General features: G+C 49.4%; 12 protein-coding genes. 11 read left to right on the top strand and 1 reads right to left on the bottom strand.

The genetic code is table 11. The features are described 5' to 3' along the window. Positions 1 to 10: 10 nt before the first annotated feature. The 7 genes from VV089_RS16210 to VV089_RS16180 all read left to right on the top strand — a co-directional run bounded on the left by VV089_RS16210 (position 11) and on the right by VV089_RS16180 (position 7,284). Positions 11 to 1,081, top strand: a complete 1,071-nt coding sequence (locus tag VV089_RS16210) for a hypothetical protein (protein WP_334336610.1) — start codon at positions 11 to 13, stop codon at positions 1,079 to 1,081. A gap of 27 nt (positions 1,082 to 1,108) precedes the next feature. Beyond that, positions 1,109 to 2,200, top strand: coding sequence for a DegT/DnrJ/EryC1/StrS family aminotransferase (locus tag VV089_RS16205; RefSeq protein WP_334337589.1), 1,092 nt, complete (start codon positions 1,109 to 1,111; stop codon positions 2,198 to 2,200). Between the two features lie 20 nt (positions 2,201 to 2,220). Continuing rightward, complete coding sequence (locus tag VV089_RS16200; RefSeq protein ID WP_334336609.1) at positions 2,221 to 2,643, top strand: sugar 3,4-ketoisomerase; 423 nt, start codon at positions 2,221 to 2,223, stop codon at positions 2,641 to 2,643. After that, entirely contained in the window at positions 2,640 to 3,575 is a 936-nt protein-coding gene (locus VV089_RS16195; RefSeq protein WP_334336608.1) for a glycosyltransferase family 2 protein, read from the top strand. Before VV089_RS16200 ends, VV089_RS16195 begins: the two co-directional genes overlap by 4 nt. A 66-nt stretch (positions 3,576 to 3,641) precedes the next feature. Next, the gene (locus VV089_RS16190) at positions 3,642 to 4,577 is read left to right on the top strand and encodes a glycosyltransferase family 2 protein (RefSeq protein WP_334336607.1); all 936 of its coding nucleotides are present in this window, start codon (positions 3,642 to 3,644) and stop codon (positions 4,575 to 4,577) included. A 15-nt stretch (positions 4,578 to 4,592) separates the two neighbouring features. Beyond that, entirely contained in the window at positions 4,593 to 5,684 is a 1,092-nt protein-coding gene (locus VV089_RS16185) for an SGNH/GDSL hydrolase family protein (protein ID WP_172543401.1), read from the top strand. Between the two features lie 25 nt (positions 5,685 to 5,709). Continuing rightward, positions 5,710 to 7,284, top strand: coding sequence for an ArnT family glycosyltransferase (locus tag VV089_RS16180; protein ID WP_334336606.1), 1,575 nt, complete (start codon positions 5,710 to 5,712; stop codon positions 7,282 to 7,284). A 150-nt stretch (positions 7,285 to 7,434) separates the two neighbouring features. Here the strand turns inward: VV089_RS16180 and VV089_RS16175 are convergent, their stop codons facing one another. Next, positions 7,435 to 9,621 carry a hypothetical protein gene (locus VV089_RS16175; RefSeq protein ID WP_334336605.1) on the bottom strand — a complete coding sequence of 729 codons (2,187 nt, stop codon included), beginning with the start codon at positions 9,619 to 9,621 and terminating at the stop codon, positions 7,435 to 7,437. Between the two features lie 151 nt (positions 9,622 to 9,772). Here VV089_RS16175 and glmM point away from each other — a divergent pair, with 151 nt between their 5' ends. From glmM to VV089_RS16155, 4 genes are all read left to right on the top strand, one after another. Then, positions 9,773 to 11,107, top strand: a complete 1,335-nt coding sequence (gene glmM / locus VV089_RS16170; RefSeq protein ID WP_172543398.1) for a phosphoglucosamine mutase — start codon at positions 9,773 to 9,775, stop codon at positions 11,105 to 11,107. 221 nt (positions 11,108 to 11,328) lie between these two features. Next, positions 11,329 to 12,249, top strand: coding sequence for a nucleotidyltransferase family protein (locus tag VV089_RS16165; RefSeq protein WP_334336604.1), 921 nt, complete (start codon positions 11,329 to 11,331; stop codon positions 12,247 to 12,249). Between the two features lie 268 nt (positions 12,250 to 12,517). Then, complete coding sequence (locus VV089_RS16160; protein WP_334336603.1) at positions 12,518 to 14,281, top strand: ABC transporter ATP-binding protein; 1,764 nt, start codon at positions 12,518 to 12,520, stop codon at positions 14,279 to 14,281. Positions 14,282 to 14,338: 57 nt separating this feature from the next. Further along, the gene (locus VV089_RS16155; RefSeq protein ID WP_334336602.1) at positions 14,339 to 15,235 is read left to right on the top strand and encodes a DUF2156 domain-containing protein; all 897 of its coding nucleotides are present in this window, start codon (positions 14,339 to 14,341) and stop codon (positions 15,233 to 15,235) included. The last annotated feature ends 95 nt before the right edge of the window (positions 15,236 to 15,330 follow it).

Genomic DNA, 15,330 nt, shown 5'->3' with positions numbered 1-15,330 from the left:
GGGGGAAGCCATGAAAGACAGCAGATACAGACAGATGCTTAGCTTTTTGGGGATGCTGGCCGCAGTGTTTTTCCTGACCGGGCTGGCTGTCCGCGGCTGCAATTATATCCTGGTGGATGATACAAAAAGCTATACCAGGCTTATGATGCACGAGATGTATGAGAGTGAGGAAAATATTGATACGGTGTTTCTGGGCAGCTCTCATTGCTTCCGGGCCTATGATCCCCGGCTGTTTACAGAGCTGACAGGAAAAACAGCCTTTAACCTGGGCTCTTCTTCCCAGAATTTTGACACTTCCTACTATCTTTTGCGTGAGGCGGCAAAGTACCATGATATAAAAACCGTTTACCTGGATATGCATTACAAGTTTCTTTTTAAAGAAAAAACGGATGACAGAGATCTGATTCAGGCAAATATAATTTCGGATTATATGAGGCCTTCCCTCAATAAGCTGGAATTTCTGACCCAGGTGTCCGGGGCAAGGCACTATACAAACCGTATGCTTCCCTTCCGAAGGGACTGGAAGAAGATCGGGGAGATGCCCTACCTGCAGGAGCTGTGGGAAAAGAAGCAGTCGGAGGCATACAAAACCTTCGCTCCGGTGGTAAATGAAGAGGAATACTATGTGGGAAAAGGCTTTGTTTATTCGGAGGAGGAGATGGATGCGTCGAAAATTACCTGGTGGAATAAATATGCATCCGTAACCGAGGACTTAAAGGGGAATGCGGATTATACCAATTCCTATATCAAAAGAATCGTGGAATTCTGTCAAAAGAATGAGATTCGGCTGGTTTTTGTCACAGCGCCCAGCTTTGGGCAGTATCTGGATACCATAGCGCCTTATGATGAGGCTTATGCCTATATCAAGGATATGGCGGATGAGTACGGGGTTTCTTACTGGGACTTTAACCTCTGCAGAAAGGAATGCCTGGATCTGGGAGAGGAATGCTTTGTAGATGTGGATCATCTCAATGGAAAAGGAGCCCAAAAGGTCACGGAGCTGCTGGCCAGGCTGGACGGGGGCCAGGTGAGCGTTGACGAATATTTTAAGCCATGGTATGATGAAGAAAGCCACGAGTGATAGAAATGGAGAGAAAAGGCAAAAATGATGAAGATTATGGCAAACCGTATGGATCGGGGCTTTTTCCGGTATCAGAAGGAGTTTGAGGACCGGGCTCTTGAGGTTTTGCGTTCCGGCTGGTATGTGCTGGGGAACCAGGTGAAGAGCTTTGAGGAGGAATTCGCAGCTTATACAGGCGGCGGATACTGTGTGGGACTGGCAAGCGGCCTGGATGCCTTGTGGATCGCCTTCCGGGTTCTGGGGATAGGGCCTGGGGACGAGGTTATTGTCCAGGGAAATACCTACATTGCAAGTGTCATGGGGATCACCATGAACGGAGCGACGCCGGTTTTTGTAGAACCCGACGAATACTTTAATATTGATACAGAGAAGATAGAAGAGAAGATCACAAAGCGCACGAAAGCAATTTTGGCCGTGCATCTTTACGGCCAGGCCTCGAAGATGGACGCCGTAACAGAGCTTGCCCATAAGTATGGCCTGAAAGTAGTGGAGGACTGCGCGCAGTCCCACGGAGCCTGCTTTCACGGACAGATGACGGGAACCTTCGGGGATGTGGGATGCTTTTCCTTTTATCCCTCCAAAAATATCGGAGCCTTTGGAGACGGGGGCGCGGTTGTGGTGAAGGACGAGAAGCTGGCGGAGGATTTCCGCATTTTCCGCAACTATGGAAGTGAGAAGCGCTACTATAACAAGATAGTGGGAGCCAATTCCCGTCTGGATGAGCTTCAGGCGGGGCTTTTGAGGGTGCGGCTGAACCATGCGGATGAGTGCGAAGAGGAACGCAGGCAGATTGCAGAGCGGTATTTAAGGGAGCTTAAGAATCCGGAGCTTATGCTGCCAAAGCTTCGGGAGGGAGCAACGGCTGTATGGCATCAGTTTGTGATACGTACCTCCAGACGGGAGGAGCTGATTTCTTATCTGAATGACAGGGAGATTGGAACCATCATTCACTATCCCATTCCGCCCCATTTGTCGGAAGCCTACAAAGGCCTTGGTTATGAGAGAGGAGCGTTTCCCATTACGGAGCAGTATGCGGACGAGGTGCTGTCCATTCCCATGTATAACGGGATGACAGACGAGGAACAGGGGTATGTGATAGAAGCTTTAAACGGATTTTAGGCTGTATCAGGAGGCAGGATATGAGTATAAAGGACCAGTATAGGATTCTGGAGTTTGGGGACCTGGGTGACGAACGGGGGAATTTGGTAGTTGTGGAGGGAGCGCAGGATATTCCCTTTGAGATTAAACGTGTATTTTATATTTACGGCTCTGACAGCGAGGTCGTCCGGGGACAGCATGCCAACCGGAATTCGGAGTTTGTCCTTATCAATGTAAGCGGAACCAGCAAGGTCCGGGTGGACAACGGCTTCGAGGAGGCGGTGATTGAGCTGAACCGTCCCCGTATGGGGCTTTACCTTCCCACGATGCTATGGAAGGATATGTATGAGTTCAGCGAGGATTCCGTGCTGCTGGTTCTGACCAATACCCACTATGACGGAAAGGAATATATACGCGATTACGGCGAATTTTTAAAAGAAGTAGGAGGAACCGGGCTTAAATGAGCAGGCTTTCAATTATTGTTCCCGTTTATTGGAATTCTGATACCCTGATGCTTCTCTATGAGGATATGAGGGAAAAGATTCTCCACAAGCTTGGGGATTATGAGATTGTATTTGTAGACGACGGATCCGGGGATAATTCCTGGGAGATTATGAACCAGATACGGGATATGGACAAGCGTGTAAAGCTTGTAAAGCTGTCCCGGAATTTTGGGGAGCATGCGGCTATCCTTGCAGGCTTATCCAGCTGTACGGGGGATTGCGCCGTGACCAAGCAGGCTGATCTTCAGGAGGATTCCGAGCTGATCCTTGAAATGTATGAAAAATGGAAGGAAGGCAATAAAGTGGTTCTGGCTGTCCGCTCAGACCGGGACGAGGGAGCAATTCAGAAGTTTTTTGCCAACTTGTACTATACCCTGATGCGTAAGCTGGTGATCAAGGATATGCCTAAGGGAGGTTTTGACTGCTATCTGCTGGATCGGCAGGTAATCAAGGTGCTGATGATGCTGGATGAAAAGAATTCGGCCCTGACCCTGCAGGTACTCTGGGTGGGATTTAAGAGCGATAAGGTGTATTTCCACAGAAAGGCCAGGGAGATCGGGGAATCCCGCTGGACGCTTTCCAAAAAAATAAAGCTGGTGCTGGATTCTATGATGAGCTTTTCCTATTTCCCTGTCCGGTTTATGTCAGGAATGGGGACGGCCTTTGCTTTTGCTGCCGTAATCTGGGCGGTCATTCTTGTGGTTCAGCGGCTGAACGGGATTGAGGATGTGGCCGGCTGGACGTCCATGATGGTATTGATGCTGTTCGGCTTCGGTCTTATTATGGTGATGCTTGGACTTTTAGGCGAGTATATCTGGCGGGCCCTGGATGCCTCCAGGAACCGGCCGCCGTTTCTGGTGGATGAGACGAGAGGCTTTGAGGACAAGGAGTAATACCAGGGACAGTAAGAGTATGGCAGGCGTGCCGGGGCAGAACAAAGGAGAGAATGAGAGAGGCAAATGGATAAGATTTCGATTATTATTCCCTGCTACAATGAGCAGGAGGCCATACCAATTTTTTATAATGCCATTGTAAAGACGGCGGAAGAGCTTTTTGAGGTTCAGATGGAGTTTCTGTTTGTAAACGACGGCTCCAAAGACAAAAGCCTGCAGGAGATGAAGAGTCTGGCCGAGAAGGACGAGAGGGTAAAGTATGTGAACTTTTCCCGGAATTTTGGAAAAGAGGCGGCTATGTATGCCGGCTTAAGCTATGCCTCCGGGGATTATATAGCTACTATGGACGTGGATCTGCAGGATCCGCCGGATCTGCTGCCTGTAATGTACCGTTCTATCAAGGAAGAGGGCTATGACTGTGTGGCGACCAGGCGTGTGACAAGAAAAGGGGAGCCTCCCATCCGCTCCTTTTTTGCGCGGATGTTTTACCGGATGATGCACAAGCTGTCAAAGACGGAGATTGTGGACGGAGCAAGGGATTACCGTCTGATGACGCGGCAGTTTGTGGACGAGCTTCTAAGGCTTAAGGAATATAACCGGTTTTCCAAGGGCCTGTTCGGCTGGGTGGGCTTCGATACCAAGTGGCTGGAATATGAAAATGTAGAGCGCAGCGCAGGGGAAACCAAGTGGTCTTTCTGGAAGCTTCTTATCTACAGCATAGAGGGACTGGTGGGCTTTACAACGGCGCCGCTGGTAATGGCTGCGTTTCTTGGACTGTTTTTTTGTCTGATGGCTTTTGCCGCCATCTGCTTTATTGTCGTCCGCACTATGATATACGGCGATCCGGTTTCGGGCTGGCCGTCCATGACCTGCATCATTGTATTTATCGGGGGAATCCAGCTGTTCTGTATGGGAATACTGGGAGAATATCTGGCGAAAACCTATATGGAGACAAAACAGCGTCCGATATTTATCTGCAAGGAGACCAATGTTGAACGGTAACACACGGGAGGAGCCATGAAACAGAAACCATTCAGAGTGCTTACGGCGGTATTCTCTCTTTTGCTGCTGGCGATGCTGGTCTGGAATATCAGCCTTCAGAGGGAGCTGAAGCAGTATAAGCCTCAGATAGAGGCTTATCTGCCAAAGGATATCTATGTGGCGGTGGGAAGTACCATAGAGCTTTACAATGACCAGGTGGCATGGGCCGGGATCCGGGAGGGATATTCCTTCAACTGGGACTGCCCGGTTGGGGAAAATCTGCAGGATCGTTTTTCGGTAACGGGAAAAGAAGAGCAGGTGGGAGATTATCCGCTGACGCTTACCATTTACGATTATAATGTAAATGAGGCGCTGGCCTTTACCAGCACCCTCCATGTGGTGGAACAGCTTACAGAGAGTGAATACTCGATTATGAATATGGGAGACAGCCTGTCCAACGGAAGAGAATGGTATCGTACCATTTATCATTTGTCCGATGGACAGATTACGTTTACTGGGACAAGAGGCTGGGAGAGATACAGCCACGAGGGACGGAGCGGCTTTACCGCAGAGGACTATCTGAAGCCCACGGAATATTTTTCGGAAGGGGTCAGCGAAGGCGTTCACCCCTTTTATGATCCGGTTCAGGATATGTTTGACTGGAATTATTACAAGCTGTTCACAGGAAAGGATCCGGATGTTATCCAGATCTTTCTAGGGACAAACGGCCTGAGGGACGACCCTTCTGAGACTGTGGATGCCATTGGCCAGATGGTAAAGAATATCCGCAGGCATGACAAAAAGATTCCCATTTATCTGGTAAATACCATTTACTGGGGGGATCAGGAGAAGATAGGAACCATGGTGCGCCAGGACGGGACGGCTTTTCTGCCGGGAGAGTTTAAGAGCCGTTCGGATAAGCGGATTATGGATCTGATGAAGGCCATGGATAAAAGGTTCGGGAACATGGATGGGGTGACATTGATTCCTCTGGCGCTGATGCATAACAGCAGAGACAACTTCCGGGAGGGTGATGCCCTGCATCCGGGAGAAGAGGGGGATCAGCAGTTTGCGGAGGTTATGTACAGCGTATATTGCGGCACGCTGAACGAACAATTGCGGCACTAGCAGTCTGTATGGGAAGGGAGCGGTTATGTTAAAAAATGCTTATGTGGCTGCGTTGAAGCTTTTTGAAAAATGTTACTGGATTTTTTTTGCGGCAGCCTGTCTGGCTCTGGCCTTTTACTGCTTCCGGTGTCTGGACGTGCAGTACGTGGATTCCTGGGACGAGGCCCGTCACGGCGTCAATGCCTATGAGATGATACAGAACAATGACTATATCCGCCATACTTATAATTATGTGACGGACGACTGGAATCTGAAGCCTTCTATGAGCTATTGGGGGATTATTCTGGGCTTCCGTCTCTTTGGATACAGTGTGTTCGGCCTGCGGTTCTGCTCGGCCCTTGCCTATCTTATCACAGGAATCGGCTGCGGCTTGTTTGCGAAAAGGTACAGCAAGGAGGCGTCTATACTCGTTCTCGGGTTTTTCTGCGCCAATACCCTTCCCCTGTCTGCCCACCTGGCCCGGGCTGGGGATGCGGATTCTCTGTATCTGCTGTTTTTTACCTTTGCTATGCTTGCGATGTTCCGGATACGGGAAAATCACAGAAACCTTTATCTCTGCGGCCTGCTTTTTGCCCTTGCGTTTCTCACGAAGAGCTGGCATGCCGGCATGGTTGCGGCGATCGGCGGCATGTACCTGCTGCTCACAAAAGAGCTCTTCACGTTTAAGCTTAAGGAATGGGGGCTGTTCCTTCTGTCGGTGTCTGCGCCTCTTCTGGCATGGTTTGGCTGGCGGTATACGAAAGACGGCTTTACATTTCTGGGACAGATGGTGGAGGTGGATCTTCTGGCCCGGACATCGGGAGGAAATTTTGAGGGCCATGAATTCCCCTTTTCCTTTTACTATGAGACGGTCTTTGCAAATGAAGCCTATATCTATCGGTGGCTGATGTGGATTTGTGTTCTGGGAATCCTTTTGGGGATTGTCCTTTTGGTGCGCAGAAGGATCGTTTCAAAGACCCTGTTGGAGGAATGCGCCGGTTATTTCCTGTGGTTTCTGGTGCCGTTTTTAGGGTTTTCACTTGTTAAGACAAAGCTTATCTGGTACTGCTATCCCTGCATTGTGCCCCTTTTCCTGGCGGCTGCTGTGTTCCTTGGGAAGCTTTTAAGGCTTCCGGCCGGGAGTATGGCGAGTACAGGGACTGGGAAAGAGAACCGCTGGAAACAGGAGGTTTTCGGGGGATGCATGTGGCTGGCGGCGGCAGGCTGTATTGCTTTGACAGCGTATTTTATGCATAATACGTACCTTTCCGTTATACGGGGAGCCAAGGGAGACAGCTTTCAGATGTTCCTGCAGGCAAGCGTAGACAGGGAGGATGCCTATGCCGGGAGAAAGGCTTACATTATGACGGATACGGAGCAGCCGGATCATGTGGGAAGCTGGGATCAGAATATGCTGTTTGTGGCGGAGATCAGCGGGGATTTTCACTGCATGGACGGCGGAATCCGTGGGTTTTTAGAGGAAGATGAGCCGGCGGTGCTGTATGTGGACCAGGGCCGCTATCAAGAGTACGAAATGCAGCTGAAAGATATGAATATCCTCTATGGAGGGCCAAAGGAAGGATATGTTCTGCTGGAAAAAGAATCAAAAGCCCGGCAGTAAATGTATCCGGAACCCTGAGGAACGTTTAAGTGAGCTGGCAGAATAGGAAACGTCAGAGATGCCTGAGTTTAGATATAAAGGGGCTGCCGGGAAATATGACATCAGACTTTTCTGATATCATATTGCCCGACAGCTCCTTTCAGTATGGGATCAATACATTTTTTTGTCAAACAGCCGCTGCATCCCGGCAGTGATTCCGCCCAAAAGAAGCAGAATTCCGGCACAGAGCATCAGATATATCTTGATGTTAAAATACGTCGTAACTTCATACTCATAAACGGAAAAGGCCAGATCGCCGTTTGGTTGTTCCTCGCCGCCGATGGTGAGGGCGCCGCCGGGGTACATATCGCAGTTGCCTGTATTGTAGGCGAGAAATTCCAGGCTGTCCTCATTTTTGACATAGCCGGGGGCGATCTCCAGAGTATAGCGCGTAGAGCCCTCCGGGACTATGGTGTCCAGGACAAAGGCATAGGGCGTATTTTTCACTACCATGCCGGAGAGAAATTTTTCATCGTAAAAGACGTTTCCGTATTCATCGGTGAGCTTTACCATAAAAGCAGACTGGTTGTAGGGGCCCACAGTGTTGATGGCCTGGATGGCGATTCGGTTAAAGGGCTTGTCTGCAGTAAAGGTCTGTGTATAGATCTGGCTGGCATCGGATACAAAGCCGGCTGCTTCGCCTGCATACTGGTATTGATTGACACAGTAATGCTGCTCTTCAATGGGCGTTTCCACCAGCTCTTTTTTGCCAAAAAACAGAAGCACAAGCATCACGGCAAAGGCGCCGGCACAGCCGATCCAGCCTTTTTGCAGGAAAATGGAAGCTTTTTCTTCCTCCGCCAGACTGGCAATGCCGTCAGACAACAGGATCAGCCCCAGGAAGGTAAAGCAGATGCTGTAGAGGGGATTGGCTTCCCAGACGATGTGAAACGCGATTCCCCCCAGAAGAGTCAGCTGAATGAGAAACAGAGGGGAATATTCTCTGCGCTTCACGGCCAAAAGTGCCAAAAAGCCGATCGCCAGCATTTGAAGAACCCGGAATATCTGAGCATAAATTACCATAAAGCCGCATTTAGAGCCCAGGAGGTATTCGTAGGGCCTGCTGTAGGTGCAATAACTGTTTTCCGCCCGAAAGTTGTCCGTGCCGTCCGCCCAGGTGTTGAGAAGCTTCCGCCCGGCCAGAACCACAAGCCCGGACGGGCCGGCATCCCGGATGCGTTCCAGCAGAACCTTTTTGTCTGCCTCGATTTTTTCTTCCTTTGTCTTAAAACTGAATGTGTAGATCTCGTCCGACTGATCAAAGGAGCCGTCCCAGCGGGCGCTCATCATTACCCAGTGAATCATGGGAAATCCGGTGTTTTTGTAATCAAAGGGCACATAGCGTTCTGTCATAGTATGCCAGAAGGTGAGTGAAAGGAGAGCCGTAAGTAGAAAAACAGCCATGGAAGAGGCGTATTTTTTTAAGACAGCCGTAAGAACAGAGCGCAGACGGGCCAGGCGGTTCCCTTTTTCCGCAGCCAGCCCGGAAAGCTTCATGAGAATCAGGATGCCGACGGCAATCCCTGCAATCATTGTGGTGGCCCGGAGCTTATAGCCCAGAATCAGAAGGAGTCCTGCAAGAGCGCCCAGCAGGCTGCGCTTCCAAACCGAGGCTGCCTTGGGAATGCGCAGGTACAGATACAGAATCCCCATAAGGCAGGGAATGGAACAGGTGGTGGTGTAAAAAAATCCGGCCCATACATAGGAGAGAGGACAAAGCGCGCAGACAACCAGATAGAAAACGGCTTTTAGGCGTCCCCGGAGCTCTTTTACAAGCAGATAGCCCAGCCAGATAGAACCGGTGATGCAGGCAATATTCACAAGCTGGACAGCCGGCATAAAAAGAGACTGGGGCACGCCGCATTTTGATAATACCAACAAAAACCAGTAGGTCAGAAGGACGATGGGATAATTGTTGGTATATCGGGCAAAATAGCCGGTCTCGTAGGTTTCGGAAACGGCGTGGGTCTTTAACATCTCTACAGCCATGTCAAAGGTTTTTAAGGAGTCGTATCGAAGCATGGGCTGAACGAGAAAAAGCAGTATGAGCTGGCCGGCAGTCAAAATCAGCATACAGATCACGGCAGTCCTCTTTAAACCTTTTGCGCCTAGCCGCTGGAGCAGGCGGAAAATGACAAGGAGGGCTGCGCATAGGAAAAGGATTCCTGCCAGAATAATCAGTATCTGAACAGGAGGGGTATTCATATCTCTAAGCCAGGAGGCGTCCCACCGGACAAATCCGCAGACGCCGATAAAAAGGCAGAAAACAGCCAGAAGCAGAAGGGTTAACGTATACATAGGACCTCCAGAAAAATTGTTGTTTATAGGATAGCGCAAAAATCGGGAAGGGTCAAGCAGGAGCGGAAGAACCCTAAAATTTTATCTTGTGAAATTTGAATTATTTGGTATAATGATTGAGATAGGCAAATGCATAAAAAAGGAGTAGATTATGGGAAAGTATTTTGGTACGGACGGCTTCCGAGGGGAAGCAAACGTAAAACTGACCGTAGAGCACGCCTTTAAGGTGGGAAGATATCTGGGCTGGTACTACGGAAGAGATCACAAGGCACAGATTGTTATCGGCAAGGATACAAGAAGAAGCAGTTATATGTTTGAGTATGCACTGGCAGCGGGAATCACAGCCTCCGGCGCAGATGCGTATCTTCTTCATGTGACTACAACCCCAAGCGTCTCCTACGTGGTACGGACGGAAGGGTTCGACTGCGGTATTATGATTTCCGCAAGCCATAATCCCTTTTATGACAACGGAATCAAGGTAATCAACGGCCTGGGACACAAGCTGGAGGCTGAGGTTGAGGAAAAGATAGAACGTTACATTGACGGAGAGGCAGAAGAACGCCCTCTGGCGACAGGAGAGGATATCGGAAGAACCATTGATTTTGCGGCGGGAAGAAACCGCTATCTTGGTTATCTAATCTCCCTGCCTACACGTTCTTTTAAGAATATGCGCGTAGGTCTGGACTGCTCCAACGGAAGCGCGTCTGCCATCGCCAAGAGTGTGTTTGACGCCCTGGGAGCGAAGACTTATGTGATTAACAATGACCCCGACGGCACGAATATCAATACGGACTGCGGCTCCACCCACATTGAGACTCTGCAGCAGTTTGTAAAGGAAAAGCATCTGGACGTAGGCTTTGCCTATGACGGAGACGCAGACCGCTGCCTGGCAGTGGATGAGAACGGCAATGTGGTAGACGGCGACCGGATTCTCTATATCTGCGGCAAGTATATGATGGAGCAGCATGCGCTGAGAGACAGCACAATCGTAACTACCGTGATGTCAAACCTGGGACTTTACAAGGCCTGTGACAAAATCGGCATGAAGTACGAAAAGACGGCTGTAGGGGATAAGTATGTTTACGAGAATATGACTGCCAACGGCTTCCAGCTGGGCGGCGAGCAGTCCGGCCATATTATTTTCAGCAAACATGCCACAACAGGGGACGGGATTCTCACTTCCCTTAAGATAATGGAAGTGATTTTGGAGAAAAAGACGACCCTTGCAACGCTGGCTTCCGAAGTAAAGATTTATCCGCAGCTTCTGCAGAATCTGAAAGTGTCGGATATGGATGCCACCTTGAATCATCCGGATGTGGTGAAGGCCATTGCCGAGGTGGAGGAGAAGCTGGGCAGCGAAGGAAGAGTTCTGGTGAGAAAGAGCGGAACAGAGCCGCTGCTTCGGGTCATGGTGGAAGCCTTGACAGATGAGCTCTGCGAGGAGCATGTGCTTCACATCATCAATGCTATGAAAAGCACCCTTTAAGGGACTAAGATAAAAGAAATACTACGTAACTGGAATAGTCCAGCTAAGAAATGTCAAGTATTTATTAGAAAAATTTTCTGCTGGACGGTAAAGCTGCAAAGGCGCACGAGAGGAACTTTTATGAGGGCTCTTTCGAATAAAAGTTTCTCTCATTACCGGTGTGGCGAAGCAGCTTTACCCTTTCGTGCTGTCGCGCAGCGACTTAAAAGGAGGTATGGGTTATGAAAAAAACAGCACTGGTAGTCATGGCAGCCGGAATCGGCAGCCGCTTCGGCGGAGGAATTAAGCAGTTAGAGCCGGTAGGCCCCAGCGGAGAGATCATTATGGATTATTCCATCCATGATGCCCTGGAGGCAGGCTTTAACAAGGTGGTATTCATCATCCGCAAAGATCTGGAGAAGGATTTCAAGGAGATCATCGGCAACCGGATTGAAAAGCTTGTGGAGGTAGAGTATGCCTTCCAGGAGCTTGAGAACCTGCCGGGAGGCTTTCAGAATCCCGAAGGCCGCACCAAGCCCTGGGGAACCGGCCAGGCAGTTTTAAGCTGCAAGGGTCTGCTGAAGGAGCCCTTTGCAGTAATCAACGCAGACGATTACTATGGAAAGGAAGCCTTTGTAAAGGTTCACGATTACCTGGTAGAGGAGCATCCGGACAACGGAATGCTTGATTTCTGCATGGCAGGATTTATCCTGGGCAACACCTTAAGCGACAATGGGGCTGTCACAAGAGGAATCTGCAAGGTGGAGAACGGATATCTGACAGACGTGGTGGAAACCTCCGGCATTGAGAAGCTGCCGGACGGTGGGGCAGCCGTACCGGGAGAGGACGGCAAGCTGGTGCCTGTTGATGCCAAAAGCTATGTTTCTATGAATATGTGGGGACTGACTCCGGAGCTTCTGGACGAGATCGAGCGCGGTTTTATCGAGTTCCTGGGCAATGTAAAGCCAGGGGATCTGAAGGCTGAGTACCTCCTTCCGGGAATCATCGACGGCCTGTTAAAGCAGGAGAAAGCTACCGTAAAGGTTCTTGAGACAAAGGATAAATGGTTCGGCGTTACCTACAAGGAGGATAAGCAGTCTGTAGTGGATTCCTTTAAAAAGCTGATCGCAGACGGCGTATATAAGGAGAAGCTGTTTGCATAAATCATAATTGAGAGAAAATACAAAGGAGAGGCAGCGGAATGTACGAAATGATACAGATAGCAGTGGAGATCGCCTTTTTTGCATGCGTTGTGATCGCCATTGTCACCACTCTTAAGAAAAAGAAAAAATAACGTAACGAAAAGGGATGCCGAAAAATAAGCCGGCATCCTTTTTCTTCTGGCAAAACCGAAGTATATGTGTTACACTATTATGGTTGTCAATGAAAAAAATACAAGAAACCGGGCAAAATAAAATGGAAGCAAAAGCAATGAAAACAAGTACACTTTTAAAAAGATTCATCCCTTACTACAAAAAATACACCAGGATCATGGTTATGGATCTTTTCTGCGCCGCCCTCACCACGGTCTGCGAGATGGTTCTGCCCTTGATTCTGCGCTATATCACAGATGTGGGAATGCGTGATCTGTCTGCCCTTACAGTGCGCTCCATTGCAACTATCGGTATGATATATTTTGCGCTGCGCATTGTGGACGGAATGGCAAGCTACTATATGGCCTACACAGGCCACGTAATGGGCGCGGCCATTGAGACGGATATGAGGGAGGATGCCTTTGCTCATCTCCAGAAGCTTTCCGACAATTATTTCAACAATACCAAGGTAGGCCAGATCATGTCCCGGATTACCAGCGATTTGTTTGACGTGACCGAGTTTGCCCATCACTGCCCGGAGGAGTTCTTTATCGCTTTTTTAAAGGCTGTAGTTTCCTTTGTGATATTGGCAAGGGTGAACCTTCTGCTGACTGGGATTATTTTTGCATTGATCCCAGTGATGGCTGTATCCTGTACTTATTTTAACCTTCAAGTGCGCAAGGCCTTCAAGCGTCAGCGGAACCATATCGGGGAGCTGAATGCAAGGATTGAGGACAGCCTTCTGGGAAATAAGGTGGTACGGGCCTTTGCCAATGAGGATGTGGAGCTTGAAAAGTTCAACCGGGACAATCACGAGTTTCTGAAAATCAAGCGTCAGACCTATAAGTATATGGCGGCCTTTCAGAATACCATCCGCATCTTTGACGGCCTGATGTACGTGGTGGTGATTGTGGCCGGCGGTATCTTTATGATCCGGGGGCTCATTGCGCCGGCGGATCTGGTGGCCTACACCTTGTATGTCACTACCCTTCTGGCAACCATCCGGCGGATCATTGAATTTGCAGAGCAGTTCCAGAGAGGCATGACAGGCATTGAGCGGTTCACAGAACTGATGGATGCCAGTGTAGATATCTTTGACGAGGAAGGGGCTGTTCCCCTGACCCAGGTGGAGGGCGAAATCACTTTCCGCCATGTGTCCTTTGAGTACCCGGATGATCAGACCCCGGTTCTGTCCGACATTGATCTGACTATCCGCCCGGGAGAGAAGGTGGCCCTGGTAGGACCTTCGGGAGGCGGAAAAACCACTCTGTGCAATCTGATTCCCCGCTTTTACGATCCGACGGAGGGAGAGATTCTCCTGGACGGGCAGAATATCAAAATGGTGACCTTGGAAAGCCTCCGCAGCAGTGTAGGCGTAGTTCAGCAGGATGTGTATCTTTTTTCCGGAAGCGTCTATGAGAATATTGCCTATGGGCGGCCCGGAGCAGGCCGGGAGGAAGTGATGGAGGCGGCAAAGCTTGCCGGGGCCCATGATTTTATTATGGAGCTGAAGGAGGGCTATGACACCTATGTGGGAGAACGGGGAGTGAAGCTCTCAGGCGGACAGAAGCAGAGAATCAGCATTGCCCGGGTGTTCTTAAAGGCTCCCAGAGTGCTTCTGCTGGACGAAGCCACGGCTGCGCTGGACAACGAAAGCGAGCATCTTGTGTCCGAATCCCTGGACAAGCTGGCGGCAGGCAGAACCACCCTTACCATTGCTCACCGACTGACTACCATTCACGGTGCAGACCGGATTCTCGTCCTGTCAGGCAACCGGATCGTGGAGGAAGGAAATCACGAAACGCTGATGAAAAAGAAAGGGATTTACTATCAGCTTTACGAATCGGCCAATATTACGGAACTGGAATCAGTAATATCCTGAGATTTAGATAAGGGTTAGATGGAAGGATATTACGGAACTAAAATTAGGAGAATATTTATGGAAATCAATTTGAAGCGTCCGGAGTTAGAGGATCGGGCGCAGATCAACCACTATTTAAGCTATGCGGATACAAGAAGCTGCGAGATGACCTTTGCCAACACATTTATGTGGTCGCGCCATTACCATGCAGGATTTACCATTTTAGAGGACATGCTGGTATTCGGCAATATAACGGGTTCTGTGTCCTTTACGGTTCCTGTGGGGCCGGGAGACCTAAAACAGGTTTTGGATCTTCTGATGGCTTATTGTGAAGAAAGACAAGTTCCCTTTCAGCTGCATAATGTGACAAAGGACAACTTTGACCGCCTGGAAGCCCTTTATCCAGGGGAATTTACTATCAGCTATGAGCGTGATTATGCAGATTACGTGTACGAGACAGAGAAGCTGATCAATCTGTCAGGAAAGAAATATCACAGCAAAAAGAATCATATTAATAAATTCAAGACCCTCTATCCGGATTGGAGCTATGAACCTATTACAAAGGACAATCTGGAGGAATGCTTTCAGATGGGTCTGAGGTGGAGAGAGCTTAACGGCTGCGAGGAGGATGAGGAAAAGCATGCGGAGATCTGTGTTACCCTGAACTATCTCCGCCTTTTTGAGGAGTTGGAAATGCGCGGCGGCGCTTTGCGCGTGGACGGCAGGATCGTTGCTTTCACCATCGGGGAGCCAGTGGGAAAGGATACGCTGGTGGTTCACATTGAAAAGGCATTTGCGGATATCCAGGGGGCTTACACCATGATCAACCAGCAGTTTGTGGAGCACGAGGGAGCTGGCTTTGCTTATATCAACCGGGAGGAGGATATGGGCGAGGAAGGGCTGCGCAAGGCAAAGCTTTCCTATAAACCTGTATTTCTTGTGGAAAAAGGGGTTGTAAGAAAGCGAAGTCTCTAGTAATATAGTAGGAAATCCCAATTGCGAAATAAAGATACTGGGATGTATCGCTGCAAAAGAGAAGATTTGTAAGGGTACTGCATTACAAAAATGGA

It is taken from the genome of Candidatus Merdisoma sp. JLR.KK011 (assembly GCF_036941125.1).
Lineage (GTDB): Bacteria > Bacillota > Clostridia > Lachnospirales > Lachnospiraceae > Laedolimicola.
Note: the sequence above shows the minus strand (reverse complement) of the source record. Positions and strands in the feature narration are given on the sequence as shown.